This window comes from Agrococcus sp. TF02-05, assembly GCF_017565345.1.
GTDB lineage: Bacteria > Actinomycetota > Actinomycetes > Actinomycetales > Microbacteriaceae > Agrococcus > Agrococcus pavilionensis.
This window is the reverse complement of sequence record NZ_JAGEKO010000010.1, coordinates 175,127-195,384: the sequence shown is the minus strand read 5'-3', so window position 1 is coordinate 195,384 and position 20,258 is coordinate 175,127. Positions and strand designations below refer to the sequence as shown.

Annotated in this window: 24 protein-coding genes and 1 tRNA gene; 10 read left to right on the top strand and 15 right to left on the bottom strand. The window is 73.7% G+C overall.

What is annotated here, in order from left to right:
* A complete protein-coding gene (locus tag JQT67_RS11360; RefSeq protein WP_208064742.1) occupies nucleotides 1-1,638 on the bottom strand; it encodes an HNH endonuclease signature motif containing protein in 1,638 nt (545 codons plus the stop codon).
* 128 nt (nucleotides 1,639-1,766) lie between these two features.
* Between JQT67_RS11360 and JQT67_RS11355 the strand changes: the two genes are divergently transcribed.
* From JQT67_RS11355 to JQT67_RS11345, 3 genes are read left to right on the top strand one after another with little or no spacing between them, the layout of a single operon-like run.
* On the top strand, nucleotides 1,767-1,994 hold the full coding sequence (locus JQT67_RS11355; protein WP_021010017.1) for a hypothetical protein: 228 nt from the start codon (nucleotides 1,767-1,769) through the stop codon (nucleotides 1,992-1,994).
* Between the two features lie 19 nt (nucleotides 1,995-2,013).
* Entirely contained in the window at nucleotides 2,014-2,877 is an 864-nt protein-coding gene (locus JQT67_RS11350; protein WP_208064741.1) for a PfkB family carbohydrate kinase, read from the top strand.
* Between the two features lie 35 nt (nucleotides 2,878-2,912).
* Nucleotides 2,913-4,136 carry a pyridoxal phosphate-dependent aminotransferase gene (locus tag JQT67_RS11345; protein ID WP_021010015.1) on the top strand — a complete coding sequence of 408 codons (1,224 nt, stop codon included), beginning with the start codon at nucleotides 2,913-2,915 and terminating at the stop codon, nucleotides 4,134-4,136.
* Nucleotides 4,137-4,185: 49 nt separating this feature from the next.
* Here the strand turns inward: JQT67_RS11345 and JQT67_RS11340 are convergent.
* Nucleotides 4,186-4,258: transfer RNA gene (locus JQT67_RS11340), tRNA-Lys, on the bottom strand.
* A 107-nt stretch (nucleotides 4,259-4,365) separates the two neighbouring features.
* Here JQT67_RS11340 and bcp point away from each other — a divergent pair.
* A complete protein-coding gene (gene bcp / locus JQT67_RS11335) occupies nucleotides 4,366-4,836 on the top strand; it encodes a thioredoxin-dependent thiol peroxidase (protein WP_208064740.1) in 471 nt (156 codons plus the stop codon).
* Nucleotides 4,837-4,845: 9 nt separating this feature from the next.
* On the opposite strand, the gene JQT67_RS11330 is transcribed toward bcp, so the two are convergent.
* Complete coding sequence (locus JQT67_RS11330; RefSeq protein WP_208064739.1) at nucleotides 4,846-5,244, bottom strand: hypothetical protein; 399 nt, start codon at nucleotides 5,242-5,244, stop codon at nucleotides 4,846-4,848.
* Nucleotides 5,245-5,382: 138 nt separating this feature from the next.
* Here JQT67_RS11330 and JQT67_RS11325 point away from each other — a divergent pair, with 138 nt between their 5' ends.
* A complete protein-coding gene (locus JQT67_RS11325) occupies nucleotides 5,383-5,631 on the top strand; it encodes a WhiB family transcriptional regulator (RefSeq protein ID WP_021010012.1) in 249 nt (82 codons plus the stop codon).
* 72 nt (nucleotides 5,632-5,703) lie between these two features.
* Here the strand turns inward: JQT67_RS11325 and JQT67_RS11320 are convergent, their stop codons facing one another.
* Genes JQT67_RS11320 through JQT67_RS11315 form a run of 3 tightly spaced genes read right to left on the bottom strand, consistent with a single transcriptional unit; the run spans nucleotide 5,704 to nucleotide 9,078 of the window.
* Nucleotides 5,704-7,212, bottom strand: coding sequence for a sensor histidine kinase (locus JQT67_RS11320; protein ID WP_021010011.1), 1,509 nt, complete (start codon nucleotides 7,210-7,212; stop codon nucleotides 5,704-5,706).
* A 4-nt stretch (nucleotides 7,213-7,216) separates the two neighbouring features.
* On the bottom strand, nucleotides 7,217-8,470 hold the full coding sequence (locus JQT67_RS13560) for a regulator (protein ID WP_243755936.1): 1,254 nt from the start codon (nucleotides 8,468-8,470) through the stop codon (nucleotides 7,217-7,219).
* Complete coding sequence (locus tag JQT67_RS11315) at nucleotides 8,467-9,078, bottom strand: membrane protein (RefSeq protein WP_021010009.1); 612 nt, start codon at nucleotides 9,076-9,078, stop codon at nucleotides 8,467-8,469. Before JQT67_RS11315 ends, JQT67_RS13560 begins: the two co-directional genes overlap by 4 nt.
* A gap of 109 nt (nucleotides 9,079-9,187) precedes the next feature.
* On the opposite strand from JQT67_RS11315, the gene JQT67_RS11310 reads away from it, so the two are divergent.
* Nucleotides 9,188-9,436, top strand: a complete 249-nt coding sequence (locus JQT67_RS11310) for a helix-turn-helix domain-containing protein (RefSeq protein ID WP_208064738.1) — start codon at nucleotides 9,188-9,190, stop codon at nucleotides 9,434-9,436.
* Between the two features lie 6 nt (nucleotides 9,437-9,442).
* On the opposite strand, the gene JQT67_RS11305 is transcribed toward JQT67_RS11310, so the two are convergent.
* Nucleotides 9,443-10,012: a hypothetical protein gene (locus JQT67_RS11305; RefSeq protein ID WP_208064737.1), complete on the bottom strand. Its 570-nt coding sequence runs from the start codon at nucleotides 10,010-10,012 to the stop codon at nucleotides 9,443-9,445.
* 179 nt (nucleotides 10,013-10,191) lie between these two features.
* Here JQT67_RS11305 and JQT67_RS11300 point away from each other — a divergent pair, with 179 nt between their 5' ends.
* Nucleotides 10,192-10,584 (top strand): Rv3235 family protein, encoded by a 393-nt coding sequence (locus JQT67_RS11300; protein WP_021010006.1) that lies wholly within the window; start codon nucleotides 10,192-10,194, stop codon nucleotides 10,582-10,584.
* Nucleotides 10,585-10,590: 6 nt separating this feature from the next.
* On the opposite strand, the gene JQT67_RS11295 is transcribed toward JQT67_RS11300, so the two are convergent.
* Both JQT67_RS11295 and mca read right to left on the bottom strand, forming a co-directional pair.
* Nucleotides 10,591-10,902, bottom strand: a complete 312-nt coding sequence (locus JQT67_RS11295; RefSeq protein WP_021010005.1) for a hypothetical protein — start codon at nucleotides 10,900-10,902, stop codon at nucleotides 10,591-10,593.
* Nucleotides 10,902-11,756: a mycothiol conjugate amidase Mca gene (mca, locus tag JQT67_RS11290; protein WP_307864316.1), complete on the bottom strand. Its 855-nt coding sequence runs from the start codon at nucleotides 11,754-11,756 to the stop codon at nucleotides 10,902-10,904. The genes JQT67_RS11295 and mca overlap by 1 nt, the downstream gene beginning before the upstream one ends.
* Before the next feature lie 86 nt (nucleotides 11,757-11,842).
* Here mca and JQT67_RS11285 point away from each other — a divergent pair, with 86 nt between their 5' ends.
* Nucleotides 11,843-12,235 (top strand): DUF4307 domain-containing protein, encoded by a 393-nt coding sequence (locus tag JQT67_RS11285; RefSeq protein ID WP_208064736.1) that lies wholly within the window; start codon nucleotides 11,843-11,845, stop codon nucleotides 12,233-12,235.
* Nucleotides 12,236-12,290: 55 nt separating this feature from the next.
* Nucleotides 12,291-12,779, top strand: coding sequence for a transcription elongation factor GreA (greA, locus tag JQT67_RS11280; protein ID WP_208064735.1), 489 nt, complete (start codon nucleotides 12,291-12,293; stop codon nucleotides 12,777-12,779).
* Nucleotides 12,780-12,849: 70 nt separating this feature from the next.
* On the opposite strand, the gene ilvA is transcribed toward greA, so the two are convergent.
* Nucleotides 12,850-14,082, bottom strand: coding sequence for a threonine ammonia-lyase (gene ilvA / locus JQT67_RS11275; protein WP_208064734.1), 1,233 nt, complete (start codon nucleotides 14,080-14,082; stop codon nucleotides 12,850-12,852).
* Entirely contained in the window at nucleotides 14,069-15,226 is a 1,158-nt protein-coding gene (locus tag JQT67_RS11270; protein ID WP_243755935.1) for an AI-2E family transporter, read from the bottom strand. Before JQT67_RS11270 ends, ilvA begins: the two co-directional genes overlap by 14 nt.
* 70 nt (nucleotides 15,227-15,296) lie before the next feature.
* On the opposite strand from JQT67_RS11270, the gene JQT67_RS11265 reads away from it, so the two are divergent.
* Entirely contained in the window at nucleotides 15,297-16,511 is a 1,215-nt protein-coding gene (locus JQT67_RS11265) for a winged helix-turn-helix domain-containing protein (protein ID WP_208064733.1), read from the top strand.
* A 4-nt stretch (nucleotides 16,512-16,515) separates the two neighbouring features.
* Here JQT67_RS11265 and JQT67_RS11260 read toward each other — a convergent pair whose 3' ends face one another.
* From JQT67_RS11260 to JQT67_RS11245, 4 genes are read right to left on the bottom strand one after another with little or no spacing between them, the layout of a single operon-like run.
* A complete protein-coding gene (locus tag JQT67_RS11260; protein WP_021009999.1) occupies nucleotides 16,516-17,064 on the bottom strand; it encodes a LemA family protein in 549 nt (182 codons plus the stop codon).
* A gap of 19 nt (nucleotides 17,065-17,083) precedes the next feature.
* A complete protein-coding gene (locus JQT67_RS11255) occupies nucleotides 17,084-18,376 on the bottom strand; it encodes a D-arabinono-1,4-lactone oxidase (protein WP_208064732.1) in 1,293 nt (430 codons plus the stop codon).
* A gap of 15 nt (nucleotides 18,377-18,391) precedes the next feature.
* Nucleotides 18,392-19,609 (bottom strand): amino acid deaminase/aldolase, encoded by a 1,218-nt coding sequence (locus JQT67_RS11250; protein WP_307864315.1) that lies wholly within the window; start codon nucleotides 19,607-19,609, stop codon nucleotides 18,392-18,394.
* A complete protein-coding gene (locus JQT67_RS11245; protein WP_208064731.1) occupies nucleotides 19,606-20,202 on the bottom strand; it encodes a TetR/AcrR family transcriptional regulator in 597 nt (198 codons plus the stop codon). The genes JQT67_RS11250 and JQT67_RS11245 overlap by 4 nt, the downstream gene beginning before the upstream one ends.
* Nucleotides 20,203-20,258: the final 56 nt, after the last annotated feature.

Below are 20,258 nucleotides of genomic sequence, written 5' to 3'. Positions count from 1 at the left end.
TCAGAACGGCGGCGGCGGAGCGTTCGGATCGCCGTGCGCGGCTGGTTCGAGCGGGGCCCCGTGCCACTCGCGCAGCACCGCGGGATCGGGCGCGGTCCAGGTCGTCGGATCATCCCAGCGGCCGAGCCGCTCGAGCGCTGCCCGCTGGTCGGCTCGCCGCTGCGCGCCCGTGCGCTTCGGCGGCCTCGGCCTCGTGCGGGACATGTCGGTGAAGACCGGCCCGGCCGGCTCCGGCAGGTCGTCGATCACCTGGCCGAGCGGTGAGGTCCAGCGCAGCACGCCACCGGGCAGCTGCTCGACGGCCCAGCGCGAGTCGTGCTTGAGGCAGTGGTCGCGGCGGCAGATGTGGGCGAGGTTCGACAGGCTCGTCTCGCCGCCCTGTGACCACGGCCGCGTGTGGTCGAGATCGGCCCGGCGGGCCGGCCGGTCGCAGCCGGGTGCTCGGCAGCGCACGTCGCGGCCGAGCAGCGCGTGCCGCTGCGCCGCGGTCGGCGTGTACGAGTCGACCGTGACCGCGACGCCCGTCACCGGATGCGTGAACAGCCGCAGCCACGTGGACGCCTCCCCCGCCAGCCGGCGCGCCGTGTCAAGATCGACGATCACCTTCCCGTCGAGCATCGCCGGGAACCGGTGCCCGGCCGCCTCGGCCTCCGCCGCCGTGCCGTCGAAGCACAGCCCGCCCGCGGGGATCGCGATCATCGGCTTGACCCGGATGCCGGACGTGCCGTGCGGGTCCTCCGGCACCACACCCGACAGCAGCAGCTCCTGGAACGCATCCGCCCGGAACTGGTCGAACGAGCGAGGATCCTCCTTCGGCTTCCCGCGCGCCGCCTGCGTCAGCCGATCGTGCACCGCGTACGCCTCCAGCGCAGGCAGGAACGCGTACAGGTGCGCCATCCCATCACCCGCATCCGACACCTCCACCCGCCGCCGCTGCCGCGCCGCATCGTGCCGGACCTGCAGCGGCGTCGAGAGCGCGTCGTTGACGAGCTGCTTCGCGCGCGATCGCAGCCGGCTCACGCTCGAGCGCTCCGCCGTATCGACGAGCGCCGCCACGACGCGCTCACGATCAGCGGCGTCAAGCTGCTCGTCCTCGCGCAGCGGCCGCGTCTCCGCCTCGATCACGCGCAGGTGGCTGACGGTGATCCTGCCCTCGGCCGCCGCCTCGTGCGCGGCCGGCAGCGTCGTGATGATCGCCCACGCGTCGCTCATGCGCCGCTCGACCGTCGTCGACGCGAGCCCGACCTCGACCGCCGCGCACGACGCGAGCTCGCGCAGCATCGCGCCCGTGTCGCCGCGCTGGTCGATCATCCGCTGCAGGTGCTCGGCCATGAGCGCCCGCCGCTCGCCCTCGATGCGCGACGTCTCGGCCTCGAGCGCCGCGAACCGCTCCACGAACTCCGCGTCGAGCCGCGAGCGCCGCTCGGCCGCCGACTCCGGCGGGCGCGGCAGCGGCGGGATCGGCGCGCCGTGCTCGGCCGCAGCCGTCACCTGCTCCGCCGACATCGCCGCGACCTGCGCCGACAGCTCGAGCCAGAATGCATCGAGCTCCGCATCCGCCGCGATCTCGGCAGCCGAGCGCGGCTCGAGCGGGGGCGCCTCCAGCGCCTCCGCCCCGTCACCCGGCCTCGTCGTCATGCCCCGATTCTCCTCGGCACCACCCACACGCGAGCGGGCGCGAGGAGCACCTGTGGAGAGCGCTCGCGAGGGTGCTCCAGGCATCCGTGCACGCACGCGCGCTAGGTTTGGCCCGACGAGGAGGCGGGATGCGCAAGTACCTGTTCAACGCCGGCGTGCTGTCGTCGGTGGCCAGCGGCATCGGTGTCGCGAAGGCGACCCAGAAGGGGCCGCGCGACTGGCGGCTCGCCCTGCTGTGGGTCAGCTGGGGCATCGGCGTCGCGCTCGCGATCGGCGCGGTGAACCAGCGCGACGAGGGCACGCGCCAGCAGGAGCTCGAGCGCGAGCTCGAGAAGGCCGCCAAGAAGCGCCGCTGAGCGGATGCCCGGAGCACCGATGACCGCACCGGTCGTCGTCATCGGCGATGCGCTCGTCGACGCGATCGACGGGGCAGCCCATCCCGGCGGCGCCGCGCTCAACGTCGCGGTCGGCCTGACCCGGCTCGGCGTGCCGGCGCGCCTCGTCGCGATGGTCGGCGACGACGAGCCGGGCAGCGTGCTGCGCGAGCACTGCGAGCGCCACGGCGTCGAGCTCGTCGCGACCGCCGCGCCGCTTGGCACCGCGGTCGCGACCGCCGTGCGCGAGGGCGACACGATGCGCTACGAGTTCAACGCCGCGGGCGTCGGACGCTTCGTCGAGCTCGGCGGACTCGAGCACGTGCTCGAGGAGGCGCCGCTCGTGGTCGTCTCGTGCCTCGCGCTCGAACATGAGCGGCAGATCGCGCCGCTCCTCGAGCTCGACCGCTCCCGCGAGCGGCTGCTGATCGACCCGAACGCGCGACCGGCCTACTTGCGCGCGGCTGGTGCCGTCGAGCGCTTCGCCGCGGGCCTCGACGCGCTCGCGGCCCGAGCGCTGCTCGTGAAGCTCTCCGACGAGGACGCCGAGCTCGTCTACGGCGAGGACGCCGACGACACGGCCGCGCGGCTCATCGCGGGCGGCGCCCGGGCGGTCGCCGTCACGCGCGGCCCCCGCGGCGCGACCATCCTCACCGCCGACGGCGCGGTCGACGCGGCGGTGCCCGCGCTCGCGGCGCCCATCGTCGACACGATCGGGGCCGGTGACAGCGTGCTCGCGTCCCTCACCGCATCCGTCGTCGCCCGCGAGCACGGGGGCGGCTGGGTCGGTCCGCTCGAGCGCGCGATGGCGGTCGCGGCCGCGACGACCCGCTCGCCGGGAGGGCTGCTGCAGCTGCCGGGCTGACGGTTGCGGCACGGGCGCGCGCCTAGCATGGGGCAATGGCTCTCAAGTCGCTCGACCAGTCGTCGAAGCTCAAGCACGTGCTCTACGAGATCCGCGGCCCGGTGGCCGCCGAGGCGGCGCGGCTCGAGGCAGAGGGCCACCGCATCCTGAAGCTCAACATCGGCAACCCCGCGCCCTTCGGCTTCGAGACCCCCGACACGATCGTGCAGGACATGATCGCCAACCTGCACGCCGCGCAGGGCTACTCCGACTCGAAGGGCGTGCTGCCCGCGCGCCGTGCGGTCGTCGCGCGCTACGAGGACGTGCCGGGCTTCCCGCAGCTCACGGTCGACGACGTCTACCTCGGCAACGGCGTCTCGGAGCTCATCACGATGACGATGCAGGCGCTGCTCGACGCGGGCGACGAGGTGCTCATCCCGGCGCCCGACTATCCGCTCTGGACGGCGATGACGTCGCTCGGCGGCGGCACGCCCATCCACTACCTGACGGATGAGTCGGCGGGCTGGGCGCCGGACCTCGAGGACGTCGAGGCCAAGATCACGCCGCGCACGAAGGCGATCGTCGTCATCAACCCCAACAACCCGACGGGCGCGGTCTATTCGCGCGAGGTGCTGCAGGGCATCGTCGACCTCGCGCGGCGCCACTCGCTGCTCATCCTCGCCGACGAGATCTACGACCGGATCCTCTACGACGACGCCGAGCACGTCTCGATCGCGACGCTCGCGCCCGACCTGCTGACGCTCACCTACAACGGCTTGTCGAAGACCTACCGCGCAGCGGGCTTCCGCGCCGCGTGGCTCGCGATCACGGGCCCGAAGGACCACGCGCGGGGCTTCCTCGAGGGGCTCACGCTGCTCGCCTCGACGCGGCTGTGCCCCAACGTGCCGGCGCAGTACGGCATCCAGGTGGCGCTCGGCGGCCACCAGTCGATCGAAGACCTCATCCTGCCCGGCGGGCGTCTGCTCGAGCAGCGCGACGCCGCGGTGCAGGGCCTGAACGCGATCCCCGGGGTGAGCGTCGTGAACCCGAAGGGCGCGCTCTACGCGTTCCCGCGGCTCGACCCCGAGGTGCACGAGATCCACGACGACGCGCGCCTCGCGCTCGACCTGCTGCGGCAGGAGAAGATCCTCGTGACGCACGGCACGGGCTTCAACTGGCCCGCGCCCGACCACTTCCGGATCGTGACGCTGCCGTGGAAGCGCGACCTCGAGACCGCGGTCGAGCGGATCGGCAACTTCCTCGCGTCGTACCGGCAGTAGCGCTCGCCGCATGACGAAGGGCCCGGCATCACGCCGGGCCCTCTCGCTGTACACCCCCCGGGACTCGAACCCGGAACCAATTGATTAAGAGTCAACTGCTCTGCCAATTGAGCTAGAGGTGCATGGTCTCTCGACCGAGGAACAACGATAGCACAGTCGGCGGGCGCACCTCGACCCTGCCGTCTTCGCCGGGCCGGGCCGACGCATCCGCTCTGCTTGGATGGAGGGGATGACCCACCTCGCTCCCGGCATGCCCGCACCCGACTTCACGCTCCCCGACCAGGACGGCTCGAGCGTCTCGCTCGCCGACCTCCGCGGCCAGAAGGTGATCGTCTACTTCTACCCCGAGGCGCTCACCGTCGCGTGCAAGCAGCAGGCGTGCGACTTCCGCGACGCGCTTCCCGACCTCGGCGAGCACGGCTACGCGGTCGTCGGCATCTCGAAGGACCCGGTCGAGAAGCTGGCGCGGGCCCGCGACAAGGACGGGATCACGTTCCCGCTGCTGAGCGATGAGAGCCTCGAGGTGCACCGCGCGTGGGGCACGTTCGGCGAGAAGAACAGCTACGGCCGCATCGTCGAGGGCGTGCGCCGCTCGACCTTCGTGCTCGACGAGGAGGGCGTCATCACGCACGCCTTCTACAACACCAAGGCGAAGGGCCACCTCGACATGCTCGACAAGCGGCTCGCCTTCCGCGGCTGAGCCGCCGGCTCACTCCTCGCGGCGCAGCCACTCCGTCACGCTGCGCCGCAGCACGGGGATGAAGATCGCGGCCGAGAGGCCCGCGAGGATGAGCGCGAGCCACACGGGACCCTCGCCGCCGTCGAACGTGCCGAGGGCGACGCCGAGCTGCAGCACCGACCACACGACGGCGGCCGCTCGCGACCACGCGCGGCCGTCGAGCATCGCCTTGCCGGCGAGCGCGAGGAAGAGCGCGGCACCCGCCGCGAGCACCGCGAGGAACAGCCCGCCGGCGATGTGCTCGGCCGCGCTCCCGAGCGCTCCGAACGTGAGCCACACGGCCACCGCGATCATGCCGAGACCCTCCAGGAGCAGCAGGATCCCGACCGTCGTCGCGGTCCTCGGGCGCGCCCTCGCGTCATCGCTCACAGCAGAAAACCCTTGCCTCTCCGGAGTGCCTGTGGAAGCATGGAACGTCGGGCGGCAGTGCTGCAGCGCCCAAAGACTTCTGCGCTGCGGCTGTTCCGCGAGCGCGCTCTCCCCCTCCAATGTACAAGGAGCACATGTATGGACTGGCGTGATGACGCTGCCTGCCTGACGGTAGACCCCGAGCTGTTCTTCCCGGTGGGCAACACCGGCCCCGCGCTCGAGCAGATCGAGAAGGCGAAGGCCGTGTGCGCGACGTGCCCGGTCACCGAGATGTGCCTGCAGTACGCGCTCGAGACGAGCCAGGACTCCGGCGTGTGGGGCGGCCTCTCCGAGGACGAGCGCCGCGCGCTCAAGCGCCGCGCCGCGCGCGCCCGTCGCGCCGGCTGACGCTCAGCAGCAGCATCGAGAGCGGGGTCGCCTGAGGGCGGCCCCGCTTCTTCGTGGGCGGATGCGTCGGGCTCAGTCCTCGTCGGGCTCGCGGATGTAGGCGAGCGGCACCCGCACCGTCACCTCGGTGCCCTCGACCGCGCGGGCTCCCCAGTCGATCGTGCCGGAGAGCTCGCCCGTGACGAGCGTCTTCACGATCTGCGTGCCGAGCCCGGAGCCGACGCGGCCAGCGGGCAGCCCTACGCCGTTGTCGCACACCTGCACCGTGAGCCAGCCGGCCTCGCGCCGCGCGGTGATCCGCACGAGGCCGTCCTGCTTGCCGGAGAGGCCGTGCTCGACGGCGTTCGTCACGAGCTCCGTGAGCGCGAGCGCGAGCGGCGTCGCGTAGCCGCTCGGCAGCACGCCGAACGAGCCGATGCGCTCGGTGCGCACCCGGGCCGCGTGCAGCGACGCGAGCTCGCTCGTGAGCTTCATGGCGCGATCGAAGACGGCGTCGAAGTCGACCGATTGGCTCAGCCCCTCCGACAGGGTGTCGTGCACGACCGCGATCGACGAGACGCGCCGCTCGGCATCCTGCAGCGACGTGCGCGCCTCGTCGCTCTTCGTGCGGCGCGACTGGATGCGCAGCAGCGCGGCGACGGTCTGCAGGTTGTTCTTCACCCGGTGGTGGATCTCGCGGATCGTCGCGTCCTTGGTGATGAGCGTCTGCTCCTGCACCCGGAGGTCGGTCACGTCGCGCACGAGCACGATCGCCCCGAGCCGCTCGGCGCCCGCGCGCAGCGGCACGGCGCGCAGCGAGAGCGTCACATGTCGCGTCTCGATGTCGGTGCGCCACGGCGCGCGGCCGGTGACCACGAGCGGCAGCGCCTCGTCGACCTCGTGCGAGTCGTCGAGCAGCTCGGTCGTGATCTCGGCGAGCGACTCGCCCTCGAGCTCGCCATCGAAGCCGAGCCGCGTGAACGCCGAGAGGGCGTTCGGGCTCGCGAACGTCACGACGCCCGCCTGATCGAGCCGCATGAGCCCGTCGGATGCGCGCACGGCACCGCGCCTGGGCTCGGTGGGCGCGGCCTGGTCGGGGAAGTCGGCGCCCGCGATCATGCGGAAGAGCTCGTCGGCGCACTCCTTGAAGGTGCGCTCGAGCCGACCGGCGCTGCGCGTGTCGGCGTAGTTCGAGTGCCGCGTGATGACGGCGATCGGCCGCTCGACCACTCGGGTCGAGGGCTCCGCCTCGCGCCGTCGCACCGGGATCGCACGCACCTTCGCGTCGCCCTCCGCCCCCCACACGGGCGAGTCGCCCGTGAGCGCGACGCCCTCGGCGAACGCGCGCGAGACCTGCTCGCGCCAGGCGTTCCGCACCGGCTGACCGACGATGTCGCGGTAGAAGAGCGTCGCGGCACCTGCGGGGCGGGCGTGCTGCGCGGCGATGAAGCCGTCGTCGTCGCCGGTCGGCAGCCACAGCACGATGTCGCCGATGGCGAGGTCGGCGAGCAGCTGGAAGTCGGAGACGAGCCGGTGCAGCCAGCGCAGATCGTCGTCATCGACGGTCCCGTAGCGCTGGGCGATCGACGTGAGGCTCGTCACCCGATCAGCGTAGCGCGGCCCTCCACGCGCGCCGCGGCCGCTCGGCCGCGCGCAGCGACGCTCGGCTCGGCTGCGCCTCCCGCGGCTGGAGCGCGAGCGCGAGCTCCTGCACGCGCCGCCGGAGCCGCGAGCGGCCCGCGACGTCGACGAGCGGTCGTCCCTCGAGCAGCGCCGCGTCGGCCGCCCGGCCATCGAACGGCCAGCACGCGGCGGGGCTCACCTGCGCGAGCCGCCGCAGCGTCTCCTGCACGGCGCGCTCGGGCGCGACGCCGACCGCCGACGGGCGCAGCTTGTTGACGACGACGCGCGTGCGCGCGCTCGGAGCGATCGCCCGCAGCTCCGGCAGGGCCCGCACGAGCCGCGCGACGCCCACGGCGTCGCCACTCGCGACGACCACGACCTCGTCGGCCGCCTCGAGCGCCGCGAGCGTCGCGGCGTGCCGGCGCGGCGCGAACATGTCGCTCGAGATCTCCTCGTCCTGCTCGAGGCTCGACGCGACGTCGACGACCGTCGCGTCGGCCCAGTCACGGCAGCGCTCGAGCACCTCAGCGACGCGGTCGGCGCCGAGCTCGGGCCAGCGGCTCGCGCGGCCGATGCCGGTGAGCACGCGCAGCACGCCGCCCATCGTGGGCACCTGCTGCGCGATGCGGTCGAGCTCGTCGACCGTCAGGCTCCCCGCGCGGGCGAGCCTCGCGGCCGCCGCGAAGCCGGGCGACTCGTCGAGCAGGCCGAGCGCGGGCGCGATCGAGGCGCTCGTCGTGTCGGCGTCGACGAGCGCGGTCGAGCCGCCGAGCAGCGCGAGCTCCGCGGCGAGCGCGATCGCCGTCGTCGTGCGACCCGGTGCTCCCGCAGGCCCCCACACGGTGATGACCCTCCTGCGGGGTCGCGAGCGCGAGGGCAGCCCCGCGGCCGCGGGTGCCGCCGCGGCCTCGATCGCCGCGAACCCGTCGGCCCACGCGACGGCCTCGAGCCCGAGCGTGCGCGCCCTCGCGCGCTCGGCGGCATCGTCGGCGAGCGCCACGAGTCGGAGGCCGCGGGCGTCGCACGCGTCGACGAGCGCCCGACTCGCGTGGTGCTCGTCGGCGACGACGAGCACGAGGTCGAGCGCCGGCGCGGCGTCGCTCGACCTCGCGGCGAGCCGGTCGATGAGATCGGCGGCCGTCGCGGCGCGGATCGCGACGCGGTGCCCGTGCCGCGCGGCCTCGCGCACGATCGCATCCTCCCGCTCGAGCGGCGCGGAGACGGCGAGCACGCTCACGGCGCCGCCTCGACCGGCTGCGCGAGCGGCACGACGCTGAGCGCGTGCTCGTCGGCGATCGCCTCGAGCAGCGCGGCCGTGGCATCGGTCGGCACGAGCAGCTCGAGCTGCGCCGCCGCCGATGCCAGGATGCCGTCGTCCTCGACGAGCCCGACGACGATCGCCTCGTCGACGAGCACCCCGGGCGCCTCGAAGCCGTCGTCACTCGGCGCGGCCGTCCACACGTCGACGAGCGCACCGGCGCGCACGGCGGTCGGGAGCGCGCCGTCGAGCTCGATCACGACGGCCGAGCGCGACGCGGACGCCGCCCCGCCGACGGCGCGCACCGGGAGCACCTCGCCCTCGCCGATCGTCGAGGCGACCACCATCCCGATCGGCGAGGCGCTCGCGTCGAGGTAGCGCTCCTGCGACTGCGGCAGCCGCACGTCGACCGGCGCGACGTCGCCCGCCGCGATGGTGTCGCCCGGCAGGAGCGTGCGCGTCGCCGCCCACGCGCGGTCGCTGCTCGACGACTGCTGCACCACGAGCCAGACGCCCGCGAGCGAGGCGAGCACGAGGGCGACGCCGATCACGAGCCTCGGGTCCATCCACGTGCGGCGAGCGGCCACGGCGTCCTCCCCTCCCGGATCGTTCGAGCGTCGCAGAGCCGCGCACGGCTTCGCTGAAGTTCTCCACAGGCTCGGGGCACTCCCACCGGGACTGGCCCACAATGGGGCCATGTCGATGCCACCGCGGCGATTCCTCGCCGTCGCCGATGTCGCCGAGGTGCTCGGCACCTCGCCGACCGCGGTCGTCGAGCTGCTCGAGGCCGGCGACCTCGTCGGGGTGCGCGTGCGCGGCGCGTGGCGCATCGCCGACGACGAGGTGCAGGCGTGGATCGACCGGGAGCTCGAGCTCGAGCGACGCCGAGGCCTGTGGCGGCAGGCGCAGTCGGCGAGCGTCGCCGACCTCTTCGGCCAGCACTAGGCGGGGTCAGGGCAGCCGCACCCAGTCGATGGCCGAGAAGGGCACGAGCCGCCACGCGCGCACGCTCGAGCGGCGCGGGCGCTCCCCCGGCTCGTGCACCGCGAGGTCGAGGTGGTCGCGACCGACGCGGTCGATCGTCCCCGCGATCGGCGCTCGGCCCTCGAGGATGACGGTCGCGCGCCGCCGAGCGAGGTCGCGCAGCGCGAAGCCGAAGCTCAGCCGCGCCTGCAGGTCGCCGGGCTCTCGCACCGCTCGAGCGGATGCCACAGCGCCGTCGTGATCGAGCTCGACGCCGACGATCGCGTGCAGCGGCACGATCGCACCGCTCTCTGCCGGCGCGCCCTCGAGCACGATGCCGTTGAGCCAGTCGCGGCCGAGCGCCATGCGCCGCAGCCGCAGCCGTCCGCCCGCGCGAAGGGCGAGGTCGAGCGTGCGCGGCGCCGCCGCGATGCGGTCGCGCAGCTCTAGCCGGCCGATGCGGAAGCGCTCCTCCTCGGCCTCGAGATCGCGCCGCTCGGCGCCCAGCTCGGCCTCGAGCTGGCTCTCGAGATCGTCGAAGAGGTCCTCGAACCGCACGCGGGCGAATCTAACCGCGGCGGCCTCTCGCGCCCACCGGGTTCTCCACAGGGCAGAACTGCCCATCACGCGCAGAACACCGTTACGACTATGTTCGCCCCCACGACGGTGCCTTCTCGGGCCGCCGCGGGGGCACGGCGGATGCGAGGGGGCGGCGCGTGGAGACCCACAGACGACGGATGACATCGGTCGACGCGGAGGAGTTCTTCGACTTCCAGCCCTGCTCGTCGGCAGAGCTCCCCGACCCCGTGCCGCTGCTCGAGAACCTCACCGCACGCGTGATCGAGATCCTGCTCGGGGTGCGCGACGTGCAGCAGATCGCGCGCTGGGTGACCGAGTCGACCTACGACCAGCTCACCGAGCGGGCGCTCGCCGCGCGCCGCCGGCGCGGCCGACAGCTCACCCGCACCGTGCCGGGGTTCGAGGTCAGCAGCGTGCGCGCGTGCCATCCTGCCGACGGCGTGGTCGAGGGCGCCGCCGTGGTGCGCTCGGCCGGGCGCACGCGCGCCGTCGCGATCCGGCTCGAGGGGCTCGACGGCAAGTGGCGCGCGACGTCCGTGAACGTCCTCTGATGCGCGTCAGGCGCCCGTGCGGCCGGAGTCCCCCTGCGGCGGGCCGACGTCGGCGGCGCGGTCCTGCTCGGCGTCGCCTCCCGCTCGCTCGTCGAGCGGAGGCTCGGCGCCCTCGAGCGCGGCGTCGCGGGCCGCGAGCTCCGCCTCGATGCGCTCCTTCGCCTCGGCGCGGTTGTTGATGCGGCGCACGCGGCGGTTGAAGTCGAACAGCAGCAGGATGATGACGGCACCGACGAGGGCGGTCGCGGTGAAGCCGATCCAGCCCGGCGTCACCTGGTTGGGGTCGAAGCCGAGCTCGTCGGGCGTGCGCAGCAGCATCAGTCCTCCTCGACGCCCGCGAACAGGTCGTCCTCATCGTCCGCCGCGGCGATGCGCGATCGCACCAGCTGGTAGTCGTCGGTCGGCCACGTCGAGCGCAGCAGCTCGTTGGGCCAGAAGAAGAAGCGCGACTCGGGATCGACCTGGCTCGCGTGGGCGCGGAGGGCCGTGTCGCGCGCCTCGAAGTGATCGCCGACATGCACGCGGGTCGTCATCGTCGCGGGGCGCTCCGCGAGCCGCGCCGCCCACTCGCGCACCATCGGCAGCCGCTCATCGTCGGGCGTCGCTGCCTCGAGCGCCGCGAGCAGCGCCTGCAGGCGCACGCCCGTCATCGAGCGGTCGAAGTAGACCTTCTGCACCTCCCACGGCTCGCCGAGCTCGGGCAGCCCCTCGGCCGCGTGCTCGACCGCCCACATCGTCACCTCGTGGCAGCGGATGTGGTCGGGGTGCGGGTAGCCGCCCGTCTCGTCGTAGGTCACGACGACCTGGGGCTTGAGGCGGCGGATGAGCCGCACGAGCGGGCGACCGGAGACCTCGACCGGAATGGTGGCGAACGAGAGCGCGCGCAGCGGCTCCCCCTCGTCGGGCAGCCCGGAGTCGACGTAGCCGAGCCACGCGTGGTCGACGCCGAGCGCCTCCTGTGCCGCGCGCATCTCGAGCCGGCGCAGGCCCGCCATGTCGCGAGCGGCGCGGGCGCGGTCCTCGAAGCGCTCGTTGAGCACGCTGCCGCTCTCGCCGCCGGTGCAGGAGACGACCGTGACCTCGGCGCCCTCCGCCGCGTAGCGGGCGAGCGTGGCCGCGCCCTTGCTCGACTCGTCGTCAGGGTGCGCGTGCACCGCGAGCAGCCGTCGCACGGCCTCTCCCTTCCCGCAGCCCTGCGGCGCCGATCGGCGCGGCGAGTAGGCTGGATCCACCGTCCATCCTCCCACGACAGGCTCCGATGACCCATCTCGAAGCGCGCTACGGGCGCACGCGCGCCTGGTCGCGCCGCGAGCGGCTGCTCGGCGTCGCGGCGGGGTTCGCGGTGCTGGTCACGGCGACGCTGTGGGTGTGGTGGGTCGGCACCGATCCCTCCCGGACCGCCCTGCAGACGCGCGACATCGGCTTCGAGATCGCCGACGACTCGACGATCGAGGTGATCTTCGAGGTGACGGTCGACCCCGGCACCCCGGTGACGTGCGCGGTCGAGGCGCTCAACAGCTCCTACACGATCGTCGGCTGGCGGGAGGCCGACCTGCCGGCCGTCGAGGCCCGCACCTCCACCCACGTGCTCGAGGTGCGCACGACCGAGCGTCCCACCACGGGATTGGTCTCCCAGTGCTGGCTGTCATAGACTGACTGACGGACCGGCCCACTCGGGGCCGGTTCTGTGCATATCAGGAGACGACATGAACGGCACCACGGAGACCTGGCTCTCGCAGGAGGCGTACGACCGCCTGCAGGCTGAGCTCGAGCACCTCCAGGGCCCCGTGCGCGCCGAGATCGCCAAGCGCATCGAAGAGGCTCGCGACGAGGGCGACCTGAAGGAGAACGGCGGCTACCACGCCGCGAAGGACGACCAGGCGCAGGTCGAGGCCCGGATCGCGCAGGTCGTGCAGCTGCTCCGCACCGCGAAGGTCGGCGAGGCGCCCGAGGCCGACGGCGTCGTCGAGCCCGGCACCGTCGTGACCGCGACGATCGCGGGCGACGAGGCGACCTTCCTCGTGGGCAACCGCGAGATCGCCGAGGCCGGCGACGACCTCGACGTCTACAGCGAGGCGAGCCCGCTCGGGCGCGCGATCATCGGCAAGCGCATCGGCGAGAGCGCGAGCTACGAGACGCCCACGGGCGCGACGATCGAGGTCGAGATCAAGGACGTCCAGACCTACCGCGGCTAGACCCGCACCTGCTCGAGCAGAGAGGCGCAGCCCCCGCGGGGACTGCGCCTCTCTCGCATGGCGGCGCGGCTCAGAGCACCTGCGGCTCGTAGCCCGCGCGCCGGAGCGCCTCGAGCACGCGATCGGCGTGCTCCGGTCCGCGCGTGGTGACCGAGATGTCGATCGACACGTCGCTGATCGAGGTCCAGGCGTTGTGCTGCGAGTGCAGCACCTCGACGACGTTCGCCTGCTCGTCCGAGACGATCTGCGCGATGATCGCGAGCTGGCCGGGTCGGTCGGGCAGCGCGATGCGCACCTTGAGGTAGCGCTGCGACGCGGCGAGGCCGCGCGAGATCACCCGCTCCATGAACAGCGGGTCGATGTTGCCGCCCGAGAGCACCGCGACCGTGGGACCGTCGGAGGCGACGAGCCCCGTCATGATCGCCGCCGTCGCGACCGCCCCGGAGGGCTCGACGACGAGCTTCGCCCGCTCGAGCAGCATGATCATCGCGCGGGCGATGTCGTCGTCGCTCACGGTCACGACCTCGTCGACCGCATCGCGGATGATCGCGAAGGGCAGCGCGCCGGGCCGCGCGACCGCGATGCCGTCGGCGATCGTCGGGAGCGCGTCGATCGTCGTCGGCTCCCCCGCCGCGAGCGACGGCACGTAGCTCGCCGCGCGCTCCGCCTGCACGCCGACGATGCGGACCTCGCGGCCCTGGGCCGCCGCGCGCAGCCGGATGGCGGACGCCACCCCGGCCGCGAGCCCGCCGCCGCCGATCGGCACGACGACCGTGGACGCATCCGGCACCTGGTCGAGGATCTCGAGACCGACCGTGCCCTGCCCCTCGATGACGTCGCGGTGGTCGTAGGGCGGCACGAAGGTCGCGCCCGTGCGCTCGACGTGCTCGAGCGCCGCGGCGAGCGCGGTCTGGAAGTCGAGGCCGCGCAGCTCGACGGCCGCGCCGTAGTCGCGCGTCGCCTGCAGCTTCGGCAGCGCGACCCCGACCGGCATGAAGATCGTCGCGGGCATGCCGAGCGCGGTCGCGGCGAAGGCGACGCCCTGCGCGTGGTTGCCGGCCGAGGCGGCGACGACGCCGGGCTCGCGCGCCTCGGGCGGCAGCTTCGCGAGCATGTTGTAGGCGCCGCGGATCTTGTACGCGCCCGTGCGCTGCAGGTTCTCGCACTTGAGGAAGACCTCGGCGCCGTGCATGCCGCTCAGGTAGCGGGAGCGCTCCATCGGCGTCTCCTGCGCGATGCCGACGAGCCGCTCGCGGGCCGCCTCGAAGTCGGCGAGCGCGAGCGCCGGCTCAGCGCCGCTCATCGACGACGTCCTCGACGCTCGGGCGGGGGTTCGTGCGCCACGAGCCCGAGGCGATCGTGGCGATGAAGACGTTGAGGAAGGCGACGACCGGCACCGCGAAGAAGGCGCCCGCGATGCCCGCGATCGTCGAGCCGGCGGCGACCGCGAGCACGACGGCGAGCGGGTGCACCTTGACGGCCGTGCCCATCACGATCGGCTGCAGCACGTTGCCCTCGATCTGCTGCACGAGCAGCACGATGCCTAGCATGATCACCGCCGGCCAGATGCCGAACGAGATGAGCACGACGAGCACGGCGATCGCGCCGGTGACGACCGCGCCGATGATCGGGATGAAGGAGCCGAGGAACACGAGGATCGCGATCGGCAGGACGAGCGGCATGCCGCCGAAGAAGAGGCCGAGGATCCACGCGCCGAGGCCGATGCCGATCGCGTCGATGAACGCGACGAGCACCTGCACGCGCACGAAGTTGCCGAGCGTGACCCAGCCCGCGTGGCCGGCGCCGTCGGTCGCCGGGCGAGCGGCGCGCGGCAGCACGCCGATGATCCAGCGCCAGATCGGCCGGCCGTCCTTGAGCGTGAAGATGAGCGCGAAGATCGTCAGGATGGCGCCCGCGAGCACCTGCCCGACCGTCGAGCCGACCGAGACCGCTTGCGAGAGGATCGACGAGAGGTCCTCGCGCAGCGTGCCGAGGATGTTCGTGCCGAACTCGGCGAGGTCCTGCTGCGTGATGCCGAACGGGAGCGAGAGCAGCCAGTCCTGCGTGTCGGCCCAGAAGTCGACGGCCTTCTCCTGCAGCTCGGGGTACTCGCCGCGGATCTGCGACACCGCGAGCCAGCCGAGGCCCGTCACGGCGACGAGCAGGGCCACGATCGTGACCGCGACCGCGAGCCCCCTCGGCCAGCGCGCGCGGTGCAGCCGGTCGACGATCGGCATGAGCGCGGTCGTGAGGAGCGCCGCGATCACGAGCGGGATGACGACGATGCGGAACACGACGACGAGCCACAGCACGATCGCCGTCGCGGCGGCGATCGCGACGACGCGCCACGCCCAGCTGCCCGCGATGCGCATCCCGTTCGGCACCCCCAGCGGCGCGGGTGTCACGATCGGCTGGGGCTGCGCCTCGCGCGCGCGTCCGAAGATCATTGGTCGATCCTACGGTCGGGGAGCCTCACGCGACCGGCATGCGTCGGCGGCCCTTGCTAGGTTGCCTCGCATGACGCGCTCGACGAGGATCTCCGCCGCGCAGGCGCGGCGCATCGCGGTCGCCGCGAGCGGGCTCGACGGCGCGGTGCCCGGCGAACGGGGCCGCGTCGGCCCTCGCACGCTCGAGCGCGCGATCGGGCGGCTCGGCCTGCTGCAGCTCGACTCCGTCAACGTCTTCGAGCGCAGCCACTACCTGCCGCTGCTCGCCCGTCTCGGCCCCTACGATCGACCGGCGCTCGACCGCCTCCTCCACCACGACCACGGGCGCTCGCTCGGCGCCTACACCGAGTACGCCGCGCACGAGGCGGCGGTCATCCCGGTCGCCGACTGGCCGCTGTGGGCGTGGAAGCGGCGCGAGCCGATGCGCGGCAGCACCGACGCGTGGGCCGCTGAGCACGCGACCCTCATCGACGACGTCCGCGCCGAGTTCGCCGAGCGCGGACCGATGCGGCCGAGCGAGATGGAGCACCCCGCGCACGAGCGGCTGCCCGGCGGGTGGTGGAACAAGTCGGATGCGTACTGGGCGACCGCGATCCTGTTCCGTCGGGGCGAGCTCGTCACCGTCGGCCGCTCGCGCTTCGAGCGCCGGTACGCCGTCGCCGACGCGGTGCTCCCGGAGGCTGCGCGCGCGGAGCTCGGCGCCGTCGACGCCCACCGCACGCTCGTCGGCCGAGCGGCGATCGCGCTCGGCATCGCGACCGTCGACGACCTCGCCGACTACCACCGGCTCCCGATCGCCGACACGAAGGTCGCGATCGCCGCGCTCGTCGACGCGGGCGCGCTCGAGCCGGTCGAGGTCGAGGGCTGGGGTCGCCCCGCCTACCGCAGCGTCGGCGCTCGGAGCCCGCGCGCCGTGCGGTCGACGGCGCTCCTGTCGCCGTTCGACCCGCTCGTCTGGCACCGGCCGCGGGCGGAGCGGCTCTTCGGCTTCGCCTACCGCATCTCGATCTACACCCCGGCGGCGCAGCGCGAGCACGGCTACTACGTGCTGCCCGTGCTCGTCGACGACCACCTCGTGGGCCGCGTCGACCTCAAGAGCGACCGCAAGGCGGGCGTGCTGCGCGTGCAGCACGCGCACGTCGAGCCGGCCCACGCCGAGCGAGCGGGAGAGCTCGCGGAGCGCGTCGCGCCGTCGCTGCGGGAGGCGGCGGCGTGGCAGGGGCTCGAGCGCGTCGAGGTCGCGGGCGCGGGGACGTGGGCTCGGGAGGTGGCCGCGGCGGTGTGAGCCGTCAGAACTGGATGCGGGGCGGCTCCGCGACCGCGCCGGACTGGTCGACCTCGAAGAAGTCGCGCCGGCCGCCCGCCGAGCCCGCGAACAGCGACGTCGGGAACCGACGGGCCTTCGCGTTGAGCTCGCGCGCACCGGTGTTGTAGTCGCGCCGCCGCGCTTGCGCGTCGTCGTCGAGCGCCGCGAGCGCCGTGCGCGCCTCCGCGGCCGTGGAACCGACCGGCTGCGACGCCGCCGCTTGCACGAGCGGGCGCAGCGACCGCTGCAGCTCCGCCTCGGCGGCCGCCTTCTCCCCCGGCCCGCTCGCGCGCTCGAGCGCCGCGAAGGCATCCGTCACCTGTGCTCGCTGCGGCTCGCTCGCCACCTCGAGCAGTGGCGCGGCGACCGAGCGGCGTCGCTCGAGCGTCTCGGCGAGCGCCGCCCAGCGCTCGTCGACGCTCGCGCCGAGCCGGCGCATCGAGACCGAGGCCGAGACGATCCAGGCGATCGCGATGACGGCGAGGACGGCGAGCGCGCCGATGACGATCCAGGTGATGAGCTGGGGATCCATGCGATCCACCTTAAGCGCGTCAGTCGCCGAGGACGCGGCGCGTCCAGGCGCTCGAGAAGAGCCGCTCGGGGTCGAGCTCGTCGCGCGCGGCGAGGAACGCCGCGAAGCCCGGCACGCGCTCGGCGAGCTGCGGCGCCCGCAGCGAGTGGAGCTTGCCCCAGTGGGGGCGCCCGTCGTGCGCGAGCAGGATGGGCTCGACGAGGTCGAAGAGCGGGCGCGGGTCCTCGCGCCACCAGCGGTGCGCCGCGATGTAGCCCGTCGCCCTGCCGTTCGCGGTCGACAGGTGGGCATCGTCCGCGGCGATGGCACGCACCTCGAACGGGAACGTCGGCACGAGGTCGACGCGGCGCAGCGCCCGGTCGATCTCGCGCAGCGCGTCGGGCACCGCCTCGACCGGCACCCCGTACTCGAGCTCGCGGAATCGCACGCGGCGGGGCGACGTGAAGACGTCGTGGCTCGGCTCGACGAAGCGGCCGCGCGGCATGAGGCGCGCGGCGAGCTCGTTGAGCGCCGGCGCGGCACCCGGCACCGCGTGGCCGATCGAGAGCAGCGCGCGGTGCCCGTAGTCGGTCAGCACGCGCTCGTCGAGGAACCGCGCCACCGTCGGGCGCGGAGCGAGGGGGCCGGCGACGCGCGTGTTCGACTTCGTCGCCGCGAGGCGCGTCGCCGCGAACCAGTAGAGCTCGAAGTGGTCGGTGCGCTCGTTGAGGTGCATCCACTCGTCGAGCACGACGTCGAGCCGCACGGTCGACTCGATCGCCTCGAGCGCGAACGCCGGCACAGCCTGCACCGTCACGTCGACGAGCACGCCGAGCACGCCGAGGCCGAGCCGCACGGCCGGCAGCAGCTCGGGGCGCTCCGTCTCGCTCACGCGCAGCAGCTCGCCATCGGCGGTCACGAGCGTCGCGGCGACCACGGATGCGCCGATCGAGCGGTGACGGAGGCCGGTGCCGTGCGTGCCGGTCGAGATCGCGCCCGCGATCGTCTGCGCGTCGATGTCACCGAGGCAGTCGAGCGCGAGGCCGTGCTCGGCGAGCAGCGCCGAGAGCTCGCGCACGGTCGTGCCGGCGAGCACGGTCGCCTGGCGAGCCTCGACGTCGACCGACTCGAGGCCGCGGAGCCCGTCGATGCGCACGTGGGCGTCGTCGGGGCGAGCGACGGCGGAGAAGGAGTGGCCGCTCCCGACGGGCCGGACCGTGCCCCCGCGCTCGCGGACCCGCTCGAGCGCCCGGCGCACGTCGTCGATCCCCTCCGCGACGTGCACCTCGCTCGGCTCAGCCCGCTGCGAGCGGCCCCAGTTCCTCCACGTCACGCACGGCCTCCCAGCTCAGAGCAGCTTCCTGCCCTCGCCACGATACGTGGGCACGCTGGCGACGACCTCAGCGCCCGCGACGACGTGCAGCTCGTCGGTGCGCTCGCACAGCTCGCCCGCCTTCGCGTGCCGCATCCAGACCCGGTCGCCGATCGCGAGGCCGTCGGCGGCGCGGCCGTGGACGGGCGTGTGGATCTCGCCGACGCCCTCCTCGCGGTCGAGGCGCAGCCCCTCCGGCCAGGCCGCGATGGGCTCCTTGTCGTGCCCGGCCGGCCCCGAGGCGACCCAGCCGCCGCCGAGGAGCGTCACCCAGCCGGGCCCTGGCCGTCGCACGACGGGCAGGGCGAAGGCGAGCGCGGGCGCGACGGTGAAGGCGCGGTAGCCGTCGAAGAGGTGGGCGCCGAAGAGCCCGCTGCCCGCAGCGATCTCGGTGACCGCCGTCTCGTTCGCCGTCGTGTCGATCGATCCCGTGCCGCCGCCGTTGACGAACTCGAGCTCGGCGATCTCGCGCACGGCCGCGACGGCCGCGCCGCGCCGCTCGAGCAGCTCGCGCGCCGAGAGCCGCTGCATGAGCCGCAGGGCGGCGGGCGGCACGAGCCCCCGCGGCACGGTGTTCTGCACGCCGGAGATCTGCGCCTCGTACGCCATGATCCCGACGAGCCGGAAGCCCGGCCGGTCGACGACGGCGCGCGCGAGGTCGAGGAGCTGGGCGGGAGTGCGCTGCGGGGACCGCCGCACGCCCGCGTAGATGAGCCCGAGGCGCAGCGACGCGTCGAGCTCGATCGCGATGCGCAGCTCGGGGTGGCCGGGGACGACGCGGTCGATGAGGTCGAGGTGGTCGACGCTGTCGACCATGAGCGTCACGCGCTCGAGCGCCCGCTCGTCGCGCGCGAGCGCCCGGAGTCCGTCGCGGTCGGTCGTCGGGTAGCCCACCACGACGTCGTCGATCGAACCCGCGAGCCACAGCGCCTCCGGCAGGGTCGCCGACAGCACGCCGTGCCAGCCGGGGGTCGCGAGCACCGCCTCGATCACAGCGCGGCTGCGCACCGACTTCGTCGCGATGCGCAGCGGGGTGCCGCCTGCTCGCCGCACCATGTCGCTCGCGTTGCGCGCGAGGGCGTCGAGCGAGAGGGCCGCGAAGGGGCCGTCGAGGTGGGCGGTCGCGGCGTCCATGCGCGACCAGTGGCCCTCCGCGGCCCAGGGTCGGGCCTCGGCGAGCCGCAGCTCGCTCACCGCTCGTCCCCGAGCGCCGCGGCGAGCATGGGGACGACGGCCTCGATCCAGCGCCGTGATGCCTCGCTGTCGCGCGTGCGCAGCCACGCGTAGGTGAGGCCATCCGTCGCGTGCAGCACGAGCGTCGCGACCTCGCGCGTCGGGATCGCGGGAGCCGTGACGCCGAGCTGCTCCCGGACGTGGTCGAGGAGCTCGCCGAGCGCCTCGAGGTAGTGCTCCTGCACCTTGCCGGGGAGGTGCGCGAGCGACGGCGTGCGGCTGCAGTACGCCATGATCTCCATGATCGCGAGCTCGTACTCGGGGTGCTCGAGGAAGCGCTCGAACCAGCGCAGGAACGACGCGCGCACGACGTCCTCGACCGACGCGTCCTCGGGGAGCGCGGCGCCCGTCCCCGGCACCTCCGAGATGTAGGCGTACGCGGCGCCGATCATCTCGTCGCGCGAGGCGAAGATGTAGTGGAACGTCGCGAGCGGCACGCCCGCCTCCGCGACGATCGCGCGCACGGTGGCGCCGTGCATCCCCTCTCGCGCGATGACGCGCAGCCCCGCCTCGACGAGGTCCTGGCGGCGCACGCTCGCAGGCTTGCGGGTCACTCGGGCTCCGATCTCTGCCGTCTGGGACAGCCGTCCGAGATGGAGTGTACGACAGC

Bases quoted from the DNA above. Each gene is read 5' to 3' on its own strand.
- JQT67_RS11260 (WP_021009999.1), bottom strand. From the start codon at position 17,064: ATGGATCCCCAGCTCATCACCTGGATCGTCATCGGCGCGCTCGCCGTC.
- ilvA (WP_208064734.1), bottom strand. From the start codon at position 14,082: ATGAGCGGCGCTGAGCCGGCGCTCGCGCTCGCCGACTTCGAGGCGGCC.
- JQT67_RS11345 (WP_021010015.1), top strand. From the start codon at position 2,913: ATGGCTCTCAAGTCGCTCGACCAGTCGTCGAAGCTCAAGCACGTGCTC.
- greA (WP_208064735.1), top strand. From the start codon at position 12,291: ATGAACGGCACCACGGAGACCTGGCTCTCGCAGGAGGCGTACGACCGC.
- JQT67_RS11355 (WP_021010017.1), top strand. From the start codon at position 1,767: ATGCGCAAGTACCTGTTCAACGCCGGCGTGCTGTCGTCGGTGGCCAGC.
- JQT67_RS11285 (WP_208064736.1), top strand. From the start codon at position 11,843: ATGACCCATCTCGAAGCGCGCTACGGGCGCACGCGCGCCTGGTCGCGC.
- JQT67_RS11360 (WP_208064742.1), bottom strand. From the start codon at position 1,638: ATGACGACGAGGCCGGGTGACGGGGCGGAGGCGCTGGAGGCGCCCCCG.
- JQT67_RS11265 (WP_208064733.1), top strand. From the start codon at position 15,297: ATGACGCGCTCGACGAGGATCTCCGCCGCGCAGGCGCGGCGCATCGCG.
- JQT67_RS11310 (WP_208064738.1), top strand. From the start codon at position 9,188: ATGTCGATGCCACCGCGGCGATTCCTCGCCGTCGCCGATGTCGCCGAG.
- JQT67_RS11300 (WP_021010006.1), top strand. From the start codon at position 10,192: ATGACATCGGTCGACGCGGAGGAGTTCTTCGACTTCCAGCCCTGCTCG.
- JQT67_RS11270 (WP_243755935.1), bottom strand. From the start codon at position 15,226: ATGATCTTCGGACGCGCGCGCGAGGCGCAGCCCCAGCCGATCGTGACA.
- JQT67_RS11325 (WP_021010012.1), top strand. From the start codon at position 5,383: ATGGACTGGCGTGATGACGCTGCCTGCCTGACGGTAGACCCCGAGCTG.
- JQT67_RS11295 (WP_021010005.1), bottom strand. From the start codon at position 10,902: ATGCTGCTGCGCACGCCCGACGAGCTCGGCTTCGACCCCAACCAGGTG.
- bcp (WP_208064740.1), top strand. From the start codon at position 4,366: ATGACCCACCTCGCTCCCGGCATGCCCGCACCCGACTTCACGCTCCCC.
- JQT67_RS11350 (WP_208064741.1), top strand. From the start codon at position 2,014: ATGACCGCACCGGTCGTCGTCATCGGCGATGCGCTCGTCGACGCGATC.